Raw genomic sequence first — 16,619 nt, forward strand, 5'->3', positions numbered from 1 at the left:
AGACCCCGCCCGCCAACGGAGGCTCAGAGGTCGTCGTCGCTGGCGCCGGCGAGGGCGGAGGACTTCTGGTATTCGGTGACGCGACCCTCGAAGAAGTTTTGCTCCTTCTTGATGTCCATCATCTCCGCGAGCCAGGGGAGGGGGTTCTTCACGCCCGGGTTGAGCGGGGTGAGGCCGCAACCCTCGAGGCGGCGATCGGCGATGTAGTCAATGTAGGTGAGGAACTCCTCGATGGAGAGACCGACGGCGTTGACCGGCAGGCAGTCGCGGATGAAATCCTTCTCGAGGGCGATGCCTTCGACCATCGTCTGGCGGAGCTCCTCCTTGAAGTCGGCGGTCCAGATGTCGGGATTCTCGCTGATGAGATCCATGAACAGGTTCCGGAAGAGCTCGATGTGGTTGGACTCGTCGCGGAGGGTGTAGCGGAACATCTGGCCGATGCCCGGGAACTTGTTCTGGCGATAAAGCGAGAGGACCATGCCGAAGAGGCCGTAGAACTGGGTGCCCTCCATGCACTGGCCGAACACGAAGATGTTTTTCGCGAGGAGCTTCTTGTTGGCCGGCTGGGTCATGTCGAGGTCGCGGCGGAGGTCGCGACTGACCTTGTTCACGAACTCGTTCTTGCGCTCGATGGACTTGATGTCCTCGAACATCGCCTCGCACTCGTGCGGGTTGATGCCGAGGGAGGAAATCATGTAGAGGAGCGAGTCGGCGTGGATGTTCTCCTCGTGGGCGTGGCGGCCGAGGACGAGCTTCAGCTCGGGGGCGGTGACGATCTCGCGAACGACGTGCTGGATGTTGTCACCGACGATGCCCTCGGCGGCCGAGAAGTAACCGATGCCCATGCGGATGATCCAGCGCTCGATGTCGGACACGGTCTTGGGGTCGCGCCACTGCTCGATGTCCTTGCCCATCGGGATGTCCTCGGGCTCCCAGTGGTTGGCCTTCATCGTCTTGTAGAGATCGTAGGCCCACTGGTATTTCAGGGGGAGGATGTTGAAGTAGGGGACCTGGCGGCCGTTGATGACCTTCTTGGCGGCGAATGCGGCCTCAGCCTTGTCCTGATCGAGAACGAATGTCTTGGTACCGACGGAGAATGATTTTTGCATGGCAGTAGCCTAGGCGAGAAGCGAGTGAGAGACGGAACTTGATGGGGAAAAGCGATGCGTGTCCCGTGGTCTAGCGACGCGCGAAAAGCCGTAGCGAGCAGAACTTGCTAAAACTTCCCGACACGTTGTCGACCACCACAGGATGTGGATGCCCGGAACCTTGACCACAACTAATGGGAATCGCTTCCGGCACGGTCAAATAGAATTCCGAACGCTTCTGCAAATTTTCCGTCACTTTTTGTGTGGACAACCTGCACGCTGCGGCGCGTTTGCGAAAATCGCGTCCAAGCGGGCGGGGGGAAGGACGTTTTCACTCTGAAAAGGCGCAGGAACGTAACGAAGCTGCGCCGCGGAAATTTTTTCTTGACCGGAAAATTTTGGAGCGGGGCGGAAATCCCCGAGGGAAATTCGCGGGCGCGAAATTTTTCAGGGGCACGCGGTGGGCGGGATTTTTTTGCGGAGGCAGCCGCGGGCGCAGGGCGGCGCCTGTGGGGGCGGGCGCGTTGCCCGTGGTCGGGCGACACCATCGTCCCCTGGCTTTTAGAGCAGTTTAAAAAGAAGTGTAGCCGCTTTGGAGCGCCGCGACAAAGTGGTCGTCCCCTGACCACGCTTTCGCCTCCGGCTCAAGCGCGGCTGGTACGCCTTTTCTGAAAAGGCTCTAGCCGGTCATTGCGAGGAGCGTAGCGACGAAGCAATCCGGCTGGATCGCCACACCCCGCCCTGCGGGCACCCCTCTCGAGCGGGGATTTTCGCCATCATGGTTTGAGGTCCCCTCTGGAGAGGGGTGGCGCACCGCGCCGGGGTGTGGCGAAGTCGGCCACCGTGCTTTTGCGACATTCGACCTGCGGTCATCAGCAGCCAGGCATGGATCCAGCGGCATAACCGCCAACGGATATTCTCGTGGGTCCTTCACGTCGTTCAGGATGACAGGTTGCGTGGATTTGAGGGGTTGGTGGACACGGCCGAGGGATTCCGTCGAGTGTGGCTCCTCTTTTGATTGAGTCGCACGGGTGCGCACGCGGCGTACCCCTGCGGGTGCGGCCCGCCGGGACGCGGGCCCTCCGAAAATCAGAGGGAGATTTCATCGTCCAGCGCGGTCGAGACGGAGTCCTCGAAGTGCGCCCCGAAGCCATGCCCAAAGAAAAAGGCGCCCCGTTTTCACGGGGCGCCTTGAGGCAAATGAAGCGGTGGTCAGCGGATTCCTCAGAAGAGGATCTTCGCGCCGAGCTGGATGCGCCAGCGGGACATGCCGTTGTCGATGGCGAAGCCGGCGGGCGTGGTCGCAAAGCGCGGGGCGATGCGGCCCGACGAGGTGTAGCTCGTGGCCGAGGTCAGCGTGCGGGTGCGGAACACGCCGTTCGAGAGGTTCGGCGCCAGCTCGGTGTAACCGAAGGTGTCCTTGCTGATGAAGGAGCCGAAGTTCACGAAGTCGAAGAACAGCTGCATCTTCGCGAAGCCGGCGACCGGGATGTCCTGCACGAGCTTGAGGTCGAGGCGGTTGACCCACGGCTCGCGGTGCGAGTTCTTGGGGGCAATGCCACCGGCCCACTGGCTGAGGCCCTCGGCGTCAATGAAGGCGAAGAACGCATCGCGCTCGGCCTGGGGCATGGCGGCGAAGTCGAAGCGGGGATCGTTGACGTCGGTGGGGATGGCCACGCGGTCGTTGAAGCTCGTGCCGTCACCGTTGAGGTCGCCGTTGAAGACCCAGCTGTAGGGGTTGCCCGAGCGGCCTTCATAGTAGAGCGAGGCGGTGGTGCGGAAGTTCTTCACGAACTCGAACTGGCGGGTGAGCGACAGCTGGATGCGGTCGCGGATCTCGAAGTCCGAACGGCCATTCTCGACCTTGTTCTGGTTGAACACGGCATTGCGGAACCACTGGCCGCCGGCGGTCGTCTGGCCGATGGACTGGGCCTCGGTCGAGCTGCCGCGGGTGTAGGCGAGGTCGAAGCCCCACTTGTTCTTCACCGGGCGGGACCACTGGATGGAGAAGTAGGTGGAATCGCCAACGTCGGTGTTACGCACGCGGATCATCGCCGTGTAGCCGGAGTATTTGCGGTTGGCGAGGTTCGAGGGAGCGCCGGCAAAACGCTGACGGCCGTCCGCGCCGATGGTGGTCTCGCGCAGATTCTCGTTGGTCACGAACAGGGCCTGGTCCACGCGGCTGTGGACAATCTCAGCGGTGAGCATGGAGTCGAGGAACGCCATCTTGTGGTCGAAGGCGAGGTTGGCGCGCCAGGACTGGGGCAGCTCGGTGCCGTCATCCACCCAGTTCACCTCGCGGGCGATGGCGGGGTTGTCGGTGTAGGTGCCGATCGGCTTGGCGGGATCGAAGTGGTCCCGCAGATAGGACACCAGGCTCGTGGGCAGCTGGCCCTGGGCGGAATCGAGCGTGCCGCTGCCGACGCCGGTCTGGCCGTAGGAGTTCGAGAAGATCACCCACGGGGCGCGGCCGAAGAAGTGGCCGACGCCGCCGCGGACCTGCGTCTTGCGGTCGTCATCGATCGAGAGGTTGAAGCCGACGCGGGGCGAGATGCTGCTCGTGCCATCCGGGGTGCCGTCGTTGCGGAAGCCCGTGGCGGAGAAGAAGGTCGGGTTGAAGGTCGGCGTGCTGCTGTCCACGAACTCATAGCGCAGACCGCCGGTGACGGTGAGGCGGGAGTTCACGTCCCAGCGGGCCTGGCCGAAGACGCCGGTGGTGGCCAGGTCGGACAGGTCGGCCACGTTGCGGACGTTCGGGTCATACACGTTGCGGGTGATGCGCGCGACGTCGCCGGTCAGGAAGTTGGCCAGTGACGAGAAGTGCACGATACCAAACGAGCCTTGGCGGAACAGATTGTAGAAGTCGGTCTGCTCGCGCTCGAAGCCGCCGGTGAAGACGAAGTCGCCCCAGAAGTAGTCGCCGGTGGCCCCCATCTGGGTGCTGTCCACGCCGATCTCGTTGCCGTGGCGGAACTGCTCGGTGCCGGCGACATAGGTGCCGGTGGCGGCCGTGTTGGTGTTCAGGTTGGTGCCGCTGATGCCGTTGATCTGGATGATCGGGGCGACGGTTTGAAGCGGGGTCAGCTGATCCTGGGTGGTCGAGGAATAGCGGATCTCCGTCTTGAAGTTCGGCGTCCACTGGCTGTTGATCTGACCGGCGATGGTCTTCTCCTCGCGGGTCTGGGAGTAGAAGTGGCCCTCGGGGGTGTGCACGAGGTTGCCGGTGCCGGCGCTGTTCAGGTTGATCGAGTTGTTGGCGAAGTTGCCGAACTGCGGCACCACACCCTCGGTGGTCGTGTAGCGCAGGGTGGCGCGGTGGTCGGAGTTGATCTGCCAGTCGAGCTTGGCGGTGATCTTCTCGTCCTCGGAGGTGTTGGCGGTCTGGCCGGTGACGGCGGAACCCCAGTCAATGGACTTGCCGGAGGCCGTGGCGATGGCGTTCAGGCGGTCGAGGAGCTGCTGCTCGTTGGCGGGGGCGAAGAGCGCGTCGCGGCCGGCGATGGTGCTCTCGAACTTCTCATAGTTCACGAAGAAGAACAGCTTGTCCTTGATGATCGGGCCGCCGAGGGTGGCGCCGATGGTCTCGCGGTCGAGGCGGGGGAGGAACTTGGCGCCGGTGAGCGTCTCTTCACGGGGGTTGTTGCCCTGGAGATCGAGGCTGCCGAGCGAGTCGCTGCGGTAGTAGTAATAGACGGAGCCCTTGAACTTGTTGGTGCCGGACTTGGTCACGGCGTTGATCGAGGCGCCGGTGAAGCCGGCCTGGCGGACGTCATAGGGGGACACGGCGACGGCCAGCTGCTCGAGGGTGTCGAGGGAGAGCGGGTTGAAGAACGAGGCGAGGCCGGTCGCGTTCAGGCCGAACATGTCGTTGATGCGCGAACCGTCGATCTGGATGGAGTTGTAGCGGTTGTTCTGGCCGACGGCGGTGATCTGGGATTCTTCGCGGTCGCCGAAGGTGTCGCGGAGGGTGACGAGCGGCGAGGCGCTGATCATGTCGGCGAGGGAGCGCTCCGAGGTCGGCTTGCTGCCGAGCTTGTCGCTGCCGATGATCGTGCCGGAGCCGGTGGCCGAGGCGTCGAGGTCGGTCTGGTCGCCGCCGACGACGAGTTTCTCGAGCTGGAGGACATCGGACTTCAGGGTGAGGTTCACCTCGATGTCGGTGCCGAGCGCGGCGGTGATCTCCTCCACCTTGCCGTCAGCGTAGCCGGTGGAGCTGGCGGTGAGGGTGTAGGGACCGCCGACGGGCAGGCCGCGGAAGTTGAAGCGACCGGCGGCATTGGTCACGGCGGTGAACGTGGCGTTCGTCGGTGTGTAGACGGCGGTCACGGAGGCGCCGGCCACCGGATTGCCATCAGAACCGCGGATGGTTCCAGTCAGGCCCGAGGAAACAAGCTGGGCCAGAGCGCTGGGAGAAAGTGTCAGGGCAAGGCCCGTGATCACGGCGAGAACTAACGATTTTAGGAACGATTTTTGCATGGTGTGATGCAGTTGTTTGCTAACTTTGTCAGGTAGGTGACCCGAACAATTGAACGTGCGCAGCGAACGCCTCGACCGTGTCATAGTCAAGCTCCCAACCCCTACAAATTACGGACAAGGGCGGGTTGTTGCGTGGATGTAACGCAGTTCAGGCGACCACGCTGAGCATACCTTTTGCCAAGCATGTGCAGTCTTCCGGTCGGACCCGGGGAATCGGCTGGAGAAAACAGTTTTCTTCGCGGGCATTCCTGCTTCCTATCCGGGGGCGTGACCCAGACACCCCCGCCCAAGCCTGCTGACCGCCGTGGAGTCTGGCTGGGCGCAGCGGGGCTGCTCCTCCTGCTGGGGTTGGCCTATCATAACAGCTTCAGGGGCCCCTTCGTGTTCGATGATCTGCCGGCGATCGTGCACAACGAGAGCATCCGTGCGCTCTGGCCGCTCACCCGGGTGCTGGCGCCGGAGCTGGGCGATGGCGGCGTGACCGTCAGCGGGCGTCCCTTGGTGAACCTGAGTCTGGCGCTGAATTATGCCCTCGGAGGGGAATCCGTCACCGGTTACCACGCGGTCAATTTACTGATTCACGCCGCCGCCGCCCTGGTGTTGTTTGGCGTGGTCCGGCGTAGCCTGTTGTTGCCGGCCCTGGCGCCGCGGTGGAGTTCGGTGGCCTTGCCGGCGGGACTGAGTGTCGCGGCGCTGTGGGCCTTGCACCCGCTGCAGACCGCTGCGGTCACCTACATTGTCCAGCGGGCCGAGGCGCTGATGGGGCTGTGTTTCCTGGTCGCCCTGTATGCTTTCATTCGGGCGACGGAGAAACCTGAAACGGGAAACCTGAAACCTGAGGAGGGAAGGCTGGCCTGGCTGACGCTGTCGGTGGCGGCCTGTCTTGCCGGCATGGCCTGCAAGGAGGTCATGGTGATGGCGCCGCTGATGATTTTTTTGTATGACCGGACCTTGGTGGCCGGCACGTTTCGCCGGGCCTGGCAGGTGCGCTGGAAATGTTACCTCCCGCTCGCCGCCACCTGGTTGCTGCTCGCCTGGCTCGTGGCCGGCACCGGCGGACGCGGCCGCACGGCGGGCTTTGGGGTGGAGGTGTCGCCGTGGACCTATGCGCTCACGCAGGGCGAGGCCATTATTCATTACCTGCGGCTGACGCTCTGGCCGCAACCGCTGGTCTTTGACTACGGCACGGCCACGGTGGCCGGCTTCGGGGCGGTCTGGTGGCAGGTCGCCGTCATCGTGTTTTTGCTGGTGGCCGTCGCTTATGCACTGGTGCGGCGTCCGGTGATTGGCCTCGTTGGGGCCTGGTTTTTCGGGCTGCTGGCCCCAAGCTCCAGTTTCGTGCCCGTGGCCACCCAGACGATGGCCGAGCACCGCATGTATCTGGCGTTGCTCGCGCCGGTCATGCTCATCGTGATCGGGCTCCATCGGCTGCTCGGGTCGCGGGCGGGCATCGCGGCGGCAGGGCTGGCCGTGATCTGGGCGGGGGTGACGTATGCGCGCAATTTTGACTACGCGACGGCGCAGGGCCTGTGGGCCGATACGCTCGCGAAACGCCCCGCCAATGTCCGCGCCCATCACAACCTCGGCCTCGCCGAGCTGGCCGCCGGGCGCTTGCCCGAGGCGGAGCAACATTTGCGGCGGGCCGTGGCACTCGATCCGGCGGCGCCGGAGCCGCACTACAACCTCGGCGTCGTGCTGGCCCGCGCGGGGCGACCGCGGGAGGGGATGGCCGCCTACCGCGAAGTGCTCCGCTTGGAACCGGCCCATGGCGCCTCGCGGCGCAACTTGGGGGATTTGCTGATGGAATCCGGCCGCCCGGCCGAAGCCCTCGCCGAGTTTGAAGCCGCGATTCGGGCGCAGCCCGGGGTGGGCGAGTTTCATTTCAGCGCGGGCAACGCTGCCGCGGCGCTCGGGCGGTTTGAGGCGGCTGCGGCTTATTACCGCGAAGCGGTGCGCCTGCGGCCGGACTACGCGGAGGCCCACAACAACCTCGGCAACAGCCTGCTCGAGCTCGACCGATTACCCGAGGCTTTGGAGGAGTTCGAGACGGCGCTACGCCACCAGCCGGATTATTTCGAGCCGCGGCGCACGCTGGCCTTGCTGCTGTTGCTGCATCTCAACCGCCCGGCCGAGGCGCGGACGCATCTGGAGATCCTGGCCCGCGCCCGCCCCGGGGATCGCGAAATTGCCGACGCGCTGGCGCGTGCCCGGCAGCTGACGCGTTGATCGGACCGCGGCCTTTGCACTCGTGCCGGTGGCGGGGCTGTGCCTTTCTGAGCACCATGAGCACTGCCCCCAGCTATCCGCGAGCCGAAGAGTTGGCCAACCGCCTCACGCACGGGGTGGGGGCGCTGCTCGGCGTGGCGGGATTGGTGCTGATGGTCGTGGCCTCCGCCCGGCATGGCGACGCCTGGCATGTGGTCAGCACCGCGATCTTCGGCACGACGCTCGTGCTGCTCTACACGGCGTCCACCGCCTATCACAGCGTTGAAAGCGAGAAACGGCGGCTCCTGCTCCGCAAGTTCGACCACGCGGCGATTTTCCTGCTCATCGCCGGCACCTACACGCCGTTCGTGCTCGTGACGCTGCGCGGGGTGTGGGGCTGGAGTCTGTTCGGCGTCGTCTGGGGGCTGGCGGTCGTCGGCGTGACGCTGAAGTTCTGGTTTGCCGGACGCTTCCGGGTGGTCTCGACGCTCATCTACCTCGCCATGGGTTGGCTCGTGATGATTGCGATCAAACCGTTGATGGCGGCGCTGTCGGCCGACGGCATGAAACTCCTCGTGGCCGGCGGGCTCTGCTACACGGGCGGGGCGGTGTTCTACCTTTGGAAGCGGCTGCCCTATCACCACGCGATCTGGCACCTGTTCGTGCTGGGCGGCAGCATCTGCCACTGGGCCGCGGTGTATTTTCACGTCGTGCCCTCGGGGCCGCAATAAGGGTGGAGCCTGCGCTCCGCGCCGGCTGGATCGGAAAGCCCGCCCGGAGCGCGGGCGCCACCTGGCGCCACGGTCGGTCGTTGCTTTTGGGCGCGGGGCGGGTAGCCTGCCTTTACCCCGGAAGGCGCGTCACCCCATGTCCGATCCGACCGACAATTTCATCCGCCGTTTGCCCGTCATGGCCGGGCTGGATGACGAGGCGGTGCAGTTTCTCCAGGGACTTGCCTCCGAGGAAACCCATGCGGCCGGCAGCGTGATCGTGCGCGAGGGCGCGCCGGGTGACCGCATGTATTTCGTGCGCTCGGGCCGGGTGCGGGTCATGAAGGCGCCGGCGGTGCAGCTGGCCGAGTTCGGCCCCGGGGATTTTTTTGGGGAGATGAGTTTGGTGGAGAGCGTGGCGCGTTCCGCGAGCGTGATCGCGCTGGAACCGACGCGGGTCTGCACGCTGCGGGGCGTGGACTTCTACAAGCTCTACCGGCAGCGACCCGAGCAATACGGCATCGTGATGCTCAACATCGCGCGGGACCTCGCGCGCCGGCTGCGGCACATCGACGACGATTTCTGCCACGTGAAGCATTAGCGCGGCGGAGCCGCGCGGAGCGGGGAGGCAGGAGACCGGAGGCCGGAGGCAGGACCAAACTTTCTCACCGTCATCCTGAGCCGCGCGAAGGATCCAAGCGGAGTTGAAGGTCACGCCGACACCTTGGATCCTTCGTTCCACTCAGGATGACGAGCAAAGAAACAGGGCACTATCTTCCGGTGCTCCCGACTCCGGCCTCCCGGGAATTTACCTCCCCGGCAGCGCGATCTCGCCCGCGGCCACGCGGTGGAGGAAGAGCGCCGCGATCTGGGCGCGCTGCGTGAGGCTCGGCAGGTGGCAATATTCCTCCGGGCTGTGCAGGTGGTCGCCCACGCAGCCGAGGCCGTCGAGGTTGGGCAGGCCGGCGGCGGAGAGGATGTTGCCGTCGGAGCCACCGCCCACGTGCTGCCAGTCGAAATCCACGCCGAGTTCGCGCGCGCCCTTGCGCCACTCCTGGAACAGCGCGGTTTCGGCCGGCGTCTCCACCTTGGGGCCGCGATTGAAGCCGCCGCCAATCTCCAGCCGGTAGCCCTCGCGGGCGTGCCAGGGGGCGCAGATCTCGTGCAGGCGCTTGAGGAACTTCGCGTCGTCACCGGCGTGCGTGACGCGGGCGTTGACGACCGCCTCCGCAAAATCGGGCACGATGTTGGCCGCCCCGCCGCCGCGGACGGAGCCGATGTTCACCATCACGCCGGGCAGTTCGCGCGTGAGCGCCTCGACGCGCGGCAGGATGTCGCAGAGCGCGAGGATGGCGTTGCGGCCGGCCTCGGGGGCGCGGCCGGCGTGGGCGGCGCGACCGTGGCAGGTGAGGGTGAAGATACCGGTGCCCTTGCGGGATTTGACGAGATCGCCGTTGGCGCGGGCGGGCTCGAACACGAGCGCGAAGCGGTGGCGTTTCGCGGCCTCTTCCAGCAGCGGAGCCGTGCCCTGCGAACCGGTTTCTTCGTCGGGGCCGAGCAGGATTTCGTAACCCAGTCGCGCCGCCTGCGGGGTTTTCTCAAAGGCCTGGAGCGCGGCCAGCATCACGACGAGGCCGCCCTTCATGTCGGATGTGCCCGGGCCGCGCAGTTTCTCCGGGGAGAGCTGGGTGCAGGTCTGGAAAGGATGATCGGCATCGTAGACCGTGTCGTAGTGACCGCTGAGCAGGATCTGCAACGGCGCCCCGGGGCGCACCCGCACCCGCAGCGCCTGCGCGGAGGTGTCGGCCAGCGGCACGGCTTCCGCCGGTCCGAGCCGCCCAAACTCGGCCTGCAGGAGTTTCAGCATGGCGGCGAGCCCGGCGGGGCTGGCGCTGCCGGAGTTCTGGTTGCACCAGCGGACGAGCAGATCCCGCAGCTCGGTCGCGCGCTTGGGCAGGGAGGTGATGATTTCCGGATGGGCCATGGCAGAAACTGGGACGGTTGCGCCTGTGTGGTTGCCAAAGCCCGCGGAAACGTCAACCTGCGGTCACCATGAAAATTGCGATCATCGGCGCGGGCAATCTGGGTGGGGCGCTCGGCCGCAGCTGGGCGAAGGCCGGACACACGATCATCTTCGGGGTGCGCAATCCGGGGGTCGGCAAGACCCAGCCGCCGCTCGCCGAGATCGGGGCCAGCGCCAGCTCCGCGATGATTCCCGATGCCGTGCGCGTCGGCGACGTCGTGGTGCTCGCCACGCCGTGGCAGGCGGTGAACGAGGTGATCAGCGCCATGGGCGACGTGCGCAACAAGATCATCATCGACGCCACGAACCCGCTTTCCCTCAACGCCGAGGGCAGTCTCAGCCTCTCGCTCGGCTCGTCCACCTCCGGGGCCGAGGAAATCGCGCGCCTCGCGGATGGCGCGCGCGTGGCCAAGGCCTTCAACACCTACGGTTGGGAGAATTTTGCCAACCCCGGTTACCCGGGTTACGGCGACCTCAAGCCGGCGCTGTTCCACTGCAGCGACGACGACGAGGCCAAGGAGATCGTCGAGAAACTGGCCAAGGACCTCGGGTTCGAACCGGTGGACACCGGCGGTCTCGGCATGGCGCGCAGCCTCGAGCCGCTCGCGCTGATGTGGATCCGCCTCGCCATCCGCAACGGCCGCAACCCCAACTTCACCTGGGGCGTGTTGCGGCGCTGAGGGTTGTCCGGATTGAAACACCGGGCCGCAAGGCAGCCGAGGGATCGAACTTCGCTTCCTGGCTCCTTTGTGTTTCCTGACGGGGCATGGTGATCGCCCTCCACAAGCCCTACGGGGTGCTCTCGCAGTTCACGCCCGAGCCGGGATCGCGCTGGCGCACGCTGGCGGATTTCAAGCTCCCGCCGCGCGTCTATGCGCTGGGGCGGCTGGATGCGGATTCGGAAGGCCTCCTGCTGTTGTCCGACGAGGCCGGGCTCAACTCGCGCCTGCTCGACCCGGCAGCCGGGCACCGGCGCGAGTATTGGGTGCAGGTCGAGGGCGTGCCGGCCGACGAGGCGCTGAAGAAACTCGCGGCGGGTGTGAGCATCGGCGGCTATCGCACGCAACCCTGCACGGCGCGCCGGCTTGATCCGGCGCCGGCGATCGCGCCGCGCGATCCGCCGATTCGGGTGCGGAAGAGCGTGCCCGACAGCTGGCTCGCGCTTGAGCTGATCGAGGGCAAGAACCGGCAGGTGCGCCGCATGACCGCCGCGGTCGGGCACCCCACGCTGCGTCTCGTGCGCGTGCGGACCGGGCAGTTTCTGCTTGGCGACCTGGCACCCGGAGAATGGCGCGAATTGACCGCCGCGGAGCGCGCGGCGGTTTTCGCCTGACGACGGGTGCGGTCAGCGCGGGGCGGCGGGCAGCAGCCGGCCGATCAGCTCGTCCACGATCTCCGCCGCCGTCTGGCGGCCGGGGACTTTGGCGCTGTAGCTGATCGTCGCGATCGGTTGGGGCGTGCCCCGTTCCATCACGGAAATTTCCAGATGCACCAGGCGTTCGCCGAAGTCCCAGGCCCAGTGGTCCCGGTAGGTGACGGCGGCCTGGGTGTCGTCGGGCATCATCGTGTGCGGTCCGGACTCGGCGGACAGGCCGCGGGAACGCAGCGAGGCCACGATGCGGTGCTCGAGGCCGCGGCTGTCATTGCCGTTGGCGACCACGAAGTAGCGCTGCTTGCCCTCGAGCCGGCGGGTTGAGCCCGGCATGGTCTGATACGAGGTGCAGCCGGCCAGCAGCACGGAGAAAAAAAGGAAGGGGAGCAGGCGCATCATCGCGGCACGGTATGGCCGAGAGAGCGGCCCGGTTTCAACCGGATTCGCGGAGCGATCCGAGCGGCAGGCGCCGCGCCAACCGGCTCAGAGCGAGGCGAAGATCGCGCGCAGGTCGGAGGGGAAGATCGGCTTCGGCAGGATGTGGTCCACCCGGTGGCTGCGGTAGGCCTCGTCCACCGTCATGCTCAGCTCCGAACTGAAGACGATGATCTTGCCGGGATAGTTCAGCGCGCGCAGTCCCGCCACCAGCTCCAGCCCGCTGATCGTGGGCATGTGATGGTCGGTGATGACGACGTCGTAGGCCCGCAGGTCCTTGCTCACGCGCTCCAGCGCGAGGCTGCCATCGGCGACCGAATCAACCACGTGCCCGTCGCGCCCGAGCACGATCTCCATGAGCTGCCGCAGTTCCTTCATGTCGTCCGCGTAGAGCACCCGCAGGGATTTGCGGGTGGCTCCAGAATTGGCGGATTCGGTGACGGAGGTGGTCATGACCAGGTGGGGAACAAGACAACCGTTAACACAATAGTTCCCGGTTGTCGCGCAGGCTTCTGTCAAAAACCTGCCAATCGTTTTTTGCGTGCTACTTCGCCGTCTCGGGCACGAGGCCGCGGCGCTCGAGCAGCGGGCGGATGTCGGGTTCGCTGCCGGTGAAGGCGCGGAAAAGTTCCATGGCGTCGCGGCTGCCGCCGCGCGAGAGTAGGGCCGAACGGAACCGTTCGCCGTTGGCGCGGGTGAGGCCGCCGTTCTGCTTGATCCACTCGACGGTGTGCGCGTCGAGCACCTCGCTCCAGAAATAGGAATAGTAGCCGGCGGAGTAGTCGTCGCTTGAGAAGATGTGCGAGAAATAGGTGCTGCGGTAGCGCGGCGGCACGGGGACGAAGTCCACACCCGCCTTCCGGAGGGCGTCGGCCTCGAAGGCGGCGACCTGGTCGGGCGCCGGCACCTCCTCGGGCTTCAGCTGGTGCCAAGCCTGGTCGATGACGTTGGCGGCAACGATTTCGGTGGTTTTAAAGCCCTGGTTGAATTTCTCGGCGGCCGCGAGCTTGTCGAGCAGGGCTTGGGGGATGGATTCGCCGGTCTGGTAGTGCTTGGCGAAGTGGGCGAGCACCTCGGGCCAGATGCGCCACATCTCGTTCACCTGGGAGGGGAATTCCACGAAGTCTTGCGGCACGTTGGTGCCGGCGAACTTCGGGTAGCGGGTGGCGGAGAACATGCCGTGCAGGGCATGGCCGAACTCGTGGAAGAGCGTTTCGACCTCGTCGTGGGTCAGCAGAGTGGGCTGGCCGGCGGGCGGCTTCGGGATGTTCTGATGGTTGGCGATGACGGGGCGATTGCCCTCGAGCCCGTTCTGCGGGACGTAAGCATCCATCCACGCGCCGCCCCGCTTGTTGGGGCGGGCGTAGAAGTCGCCGAGGAAGAGCGCCAGCGGAGAGCCGTCCTCGTTGAAGACCTCGTAAACCACCATGTCGGGGTGGTAGCCCTTCAGATCGGGGCGGGCCTTGAAGGTGATGCCGAAGAGCCGCGTGGCCGCGTAGAACGCGCCGTTCTCCAGCACGCTCCTCAGCTCGTAGTAGGGGCGGAGATCGTTTTCGTCGAAGGCGTAGCGTTCCTGGCGGACACGCTCGGCGTAGAGCGCCCAGTCGGCGGCGCCCAAAGGGTGGGGGGCGCCGGAGGCGTCGATGAGCTTCTGCATGGCGGCGGCTTCGCGACGGGCGTTGGCCACGGCGGGCGCGGCGAGCTGGGTCAGGAGCCGGTTGACGGCGTCCACGGTGCCCGCGGTCTGCTGCGTCAGCTGGTAAGCGGCATGATTGGGGTGGCCGAGCAGGGCGGCGCGCTCGGCCCGGAGCTTCGCCATCCGCACGACGATCTCGCGGTTGTCGAATTCCCCGCCGCGGCTGCCGCGGGCGAGGGACGCGGCCATGAGCTTCTCGCGCACGGCGCGGTTCGTGAGCAGGGCGAGCGGCGGCTGGCCGGTGGTGTTGGTGAGGCGCAGCAGGAACTTGCCCTCGTGGCCGGCCGCCTTGGCGGCCGCCGCCGCAGCCGTGATCGCGGGCTCGGACAGGCCGGCGAGCTCCTCCCGGGTGTCAACGAGCACAGCCGAGGCGCCGATTTCCTTCAGGACGTTCTGCTTGAACTGCGTGAAGAGCGACGCGAGCTCGGTGTTCATGGCCTTCAGGATGCTCTGGTCGGACTCGGGGAGGAGGGCGCCGGCGCGGACGAAGTCCTTGTAGTAGCGCTCCAGCAGGCGGAGTGACTCGGGGTCGAGCCCGAGGGTGGCGCGACGTTCATGCAGGGCCTTGATGCGTGCGAACAGCGCGCGGTTCAGGTTGATGGCATCGGTGTGCGCCGCGAGACGCGGGGCCATGACCGCGTCGAGCCGGTCCAGCGTCGGGTTGGTGTTGCCGCGCACGAGGGTCTCGAAGGCGATTTTCGTCCGGTTGAGGAGGGAGCGCGTGCGTTCGAGGGCGACGATGGTGTTGTCGAAGGTGGGGGCGGCGGGATTGGACGTGATGGCGTCGATCTCCCGGAGGCTCTCCGCCATGCCCTGCTCAAAGGCGGGCTGGAAGTGCTCGTCCTTGATGAACTCGAAGGGCGGCAGTTGGTAGGGGAGCGGGCTGGGGCTGAGCAGGGGATTGGCAGACATGGGAGAGGCGGGGGCGGGGCTCGCGCTGCCGGGCTGGATGGCGAGCAGGACGAGGGGGAGGACAGGCAGATGACGCAGGCGGAATGGGCGGTTCATGCAGAATTTCCCCAAAACACAGTCTCCCCCTGGCCCGAAAGCAAGTGTCATAAACCAGCCGGCCACCTGCGGGCCGGCTCCACCGCTCACAGGGTCGGAAACAGCTCGGCGATGACCGCGCGCAGTTCCTGGGGGCGCACCGGTTTGGCCAACACCCGGTCCACGCCGAGTGCGAGATACTCCTCGTGCACGGATTCGCTGAGCTCGGAGCTGAAGACGATGATGCGGCCCGGGTAGGGCAGCCGGCGGATTTCCTCCACCAGTTCCAGGCCGTTCATCACGGGCATGTGGTGGTCGGTGATCACGAGGTCGTAGGTGAACGGCACCAGGCGCAGATGCGTGCAGGCGAGCAGCCCGTTGCTGCAGGTTTCGAGCATGTGTCCGTCGGCGCCGACCACATGGCCCATGAGTTCGCGCAGCTCGCGCACGTCTTCGGCGTAGAGGATGCGCAGCGGTCGGGTCTTCGGACGAAAGCTGGCGGCGGCGGGAACGAAAGGGGCGGAGGAAGTCATCTCGTCGGTGGTTCCTCCTTGGAAACGCCCGGTTGCGAAATGTTCTGCGAAAATCCTTTGAATAAAACCCGCCCTCGCGGTCGCCTTGCGACGGTCCGAAGACTTTCAGCGCGGCAAGTGCTCCCGCAGAAACGCGTCGATCAGACGGAGGCTCGCCTCGCTGGTGAAGGCCGGGCCGCCGTGCGCGGAACCGTGCGCGACCTTGAAGACCACGGGCCGTCCGGCTGACTCGTAGGCGCCGGTCAGCTCGTGCGACTGGTTGATCGGCATCTGTGGGTCCTGGTCACCATGCATGAGCAGCAGGGGCGGATCGCCGGCATCGACGTGGAACACAGGACTGGCGAGCCGCGCGAGCTCCGGCACGGCGTCGGGTTGACCGCCGAGGAGCAGGTCGAGGGCGGGCTGCCGCACGCTCAGGCCGTGCGACGTGGATTGCGCGAGAATGGTGGTGAGGTTGCTCGCACCATAGAGACTGACGATGGCCTGCACGTCGGAGGAGATTTTCAGGTCGCTGCCCACGGTGCCCTCGAGCCCGGGATGGCCGTTGGTTACGCCCACCAGCGCGGCGAGGTGCGCCCCTGCGGAGGAGCCGGCGATGATGAACCGGTTCGTGGGCAAGCCGAGCTCACCGGCGTGGGCGCGCAGGTGGCGGATCGCAGCCTTGATGTCATGGATCTGGGCCGGGAATTTCGCCGCGGTGGACAGGCGGTAGTCCACGCTGGCCACCGCCCAACCCAGTGCCGTGAGTCCCTTCAGATCTACGCTCTCCCGCGACCCGCTGCGCCAGGCTCCGCCGTGCACCCAGACCACGACCCCCGCCGCAGCCCCGTCCGGCCGGTAAAGATCCAGCTTGAGGGTGGTGTCGCCCGCCTGCGCAAAAACAAGCCCGCGGGTCGATTGCTCCGCCCGGAAGACGGCAACCAGCATCACAAAGCAAAACAGCAGGCGCATGGGTTTCGCCCCAGACACTCCTGCGCCGTCAGAAAATAGCAACCTCCCGCACCCGCCCCGGTTAGGCCCAGACCCGTCCTCCCGCACTCCGCCCTGCGAATGTTCGTATTACGAACATTCGCAGGGCCGTCTCCCTCGGGCGA

General features: G+C 66.1%; 13 protein-coding genes. 5 read left to right on the forward strand and 8 right to left on the reverse strand.

Annotated elements, in window-relative coordinates:
- Positions 1-23: 23 nt before the first annotated feature.
- The gene (locus ESB00_RS05540) at positions 24-1,109 is read right to left on the reverse strand and encodes a ribonucleotide-diphosphate reductase subunit beta (RefSeq protein ID WP_129046727.1); all 1,086 of its coding nucleotides are present in this window, start codon (positions 1,107-1,109) and stop codon (positions 24-26) included.
- A 1,203-nt stretch (positions 1,110-2,312) separates the two neighbouring features.
- A complete protein-coding gene (locus ESB00_RS05545; RefSeq protein WP_164976068.1) occupies positions 2,313-5,564 on the reverse strand; it encodes a TonB-dependent receptor in 3,252 nt (1,083 codons plus the stop codon).
- Between the two features lie 267 nt (positions 5,565-5,831).
- Between ESB00_RS05545 and ESB00_RS05550 the strand changes: the two genes are divergently transcribed.
- The 3 genes from ESB00_RS05550 to ESB00_RS05560 all read left to right on the forward strand — a co-directional run bounded on the left by ESB00_RS05550 (position 5,832) and on the right by ESB00_RS05560 (position 9,080).
- Positions 5,832-7,790 (forward strand): tetratricopeptide repeat protein, encoded by a 1,959-nt coding sequence (locus ESB00_RS05550; RefSeq protein ID WP_129046729.1) that lies wholly within the window; start codon positions 5,832-5,834, stop codon positions 7,788-7,790.
- A 56-nt stretch (positions 7,791-7,846) separates the two neighbouring features.
- A complete protein-coding gene (gene trhA / locus ESB00_RS05555) occupies positions 7,847-8,500 on the forward strand; it encodes a PAQR family membrane homeostasis protein TrhA (RefSeq protein ID WP_129046730.1) in 654 nt (217 codons plus the stop codon).
- Between the two features lie 136 nt (positions 8,501-8,636).
- Positions 8,637-9,080, forward strand: a complete 444-nt coding sequence (locus ESB00_RS05560) for a Crp/Fnr family transcriptional regulator (RefSeq protein WP_129046731.1) — start codon at positions 8,637-8,639, stop codon at positions 9,078-9,080.
- A 207-nt stretch (positions 9,081-9,287) separates the two neighbouring features.
- On the opposite strand, the gene ESB00_RS05565 is transcribed toward ESB00_RS05560, so the two are convergent.
- A complete protein-coding gene (locus tag ESB00_RS05565) occupies positions 9,288-10,463 on the reverse strand; it encodes a hydrolase (protein ID WP_129046732.1) in 1,176 nt (391 codons plus the stop codon).
- 68 nt (positions 10,464-10,531) lie between these two features.
- Between ESB00_RS05565 and ESB00_RS05570 the strand changes: the two genes are divergently transcribed.
- Positions 10,532-11,182 (forward strand): NADPH-dependent F420 reductase, encoded by a 651-nt coding sequence (locus ESB00_RS05570; RefSeq protein WP_129046733.1) that lies wholly within the window; start codon positions 10,532-10,534, stop codon positions 11,180-11,182.
- Positions 11,183-11,268: 86 nt separating this feature from the next.
- The gene (locus ESB00_RS05575) at positions 11,269-11,835 is read left to right on the forward strand and encodes a pseudouridine synthase (protein WP_129046734.1); all 567 of its coding nucleotides are present in this window, start codon (positions 11,269-11,271) and stop codon (positions 11,833-11,835) included.
- A 12-nt stretch (positions 11,836-11,847) separates the two neighbouring features.
- Here the strand turns inward: ESB00_RS05575 and ESB00_RS05580 are convergent, their stop codons facing one another.
- The 5 genes from ESB00_RS05580 to ESB00_RS05600 form a co-directional block, all read right to left on the reverse strand.
- Positions 11,848-12,273 carry a hypothetical protein gene (locus ESB00_RS05580; protein WP_129046735.1) on the reverse strand — a complete coding sequence of 142 codons (426 nt, stop codon included), beginning with the start codon at positions 12,271-12,273 and terminating at the stop codon, positions 11,848-11,850.
- Positions 12,274-12,357: 84 nt separating this feature from the next.
- The gene (locus tag ESB00_RS05585; protein WP_129046736.1) at positions 12,358-12,762 is read right to left on the reverse strand and encodes a response regulator; all 405 of its coding nucleotides are present in this window, start codon (positions 12,760-12,762) and stop codon (positions 12,358-12,360) included.
- Positions 12,763-12,853: 91 nt separating this feature from the next.
- Positions 12,854-15,013, reverse strand: a complete 2,160-nt coding sequence (locus ESB00_RS05590) for a M3 family metallopeptidase (RefSeq protein ID WP_129046737.1) — start codon at positions 15,011-15,013, stop codon at positions 12,854-12,856.
- Positions 15,014-15,099: 86 nt separating this feature from the next.
- Positions 15,100-15,525: a response regulator gene (locus tag ESB00_RS05595; protein WP_129046738.1), complete on the reverse strand. Its 426-nt coding sequence runs from the start codon at positions 15,523-15,525 to the stop codon at positions 15,100-15,102.
- 105 nt (positions 15,526-15,630) lie between these two features.
- A complete protein-coding gene (locus ESB00_RS05600) occupies positions 15,631-16,476 on the reverse strand; it encodes an alpha/beta hydrolase (protein ID WP_129046739.1) in 846 nt (281 codons plus the stop codon).
- Positions 16,477-16,619 lie beyond the last annotated feature (143 nt).

This window comes from Oleiharenicola lentus, from assembly GCF_004118375.1.
Lineage (GTDB): Bacteria > Verrucomicrobiota > Verrucomicrobiia > Opitutales > Opitutaceae > Lacunisphaera > Lacunisphaera lenta.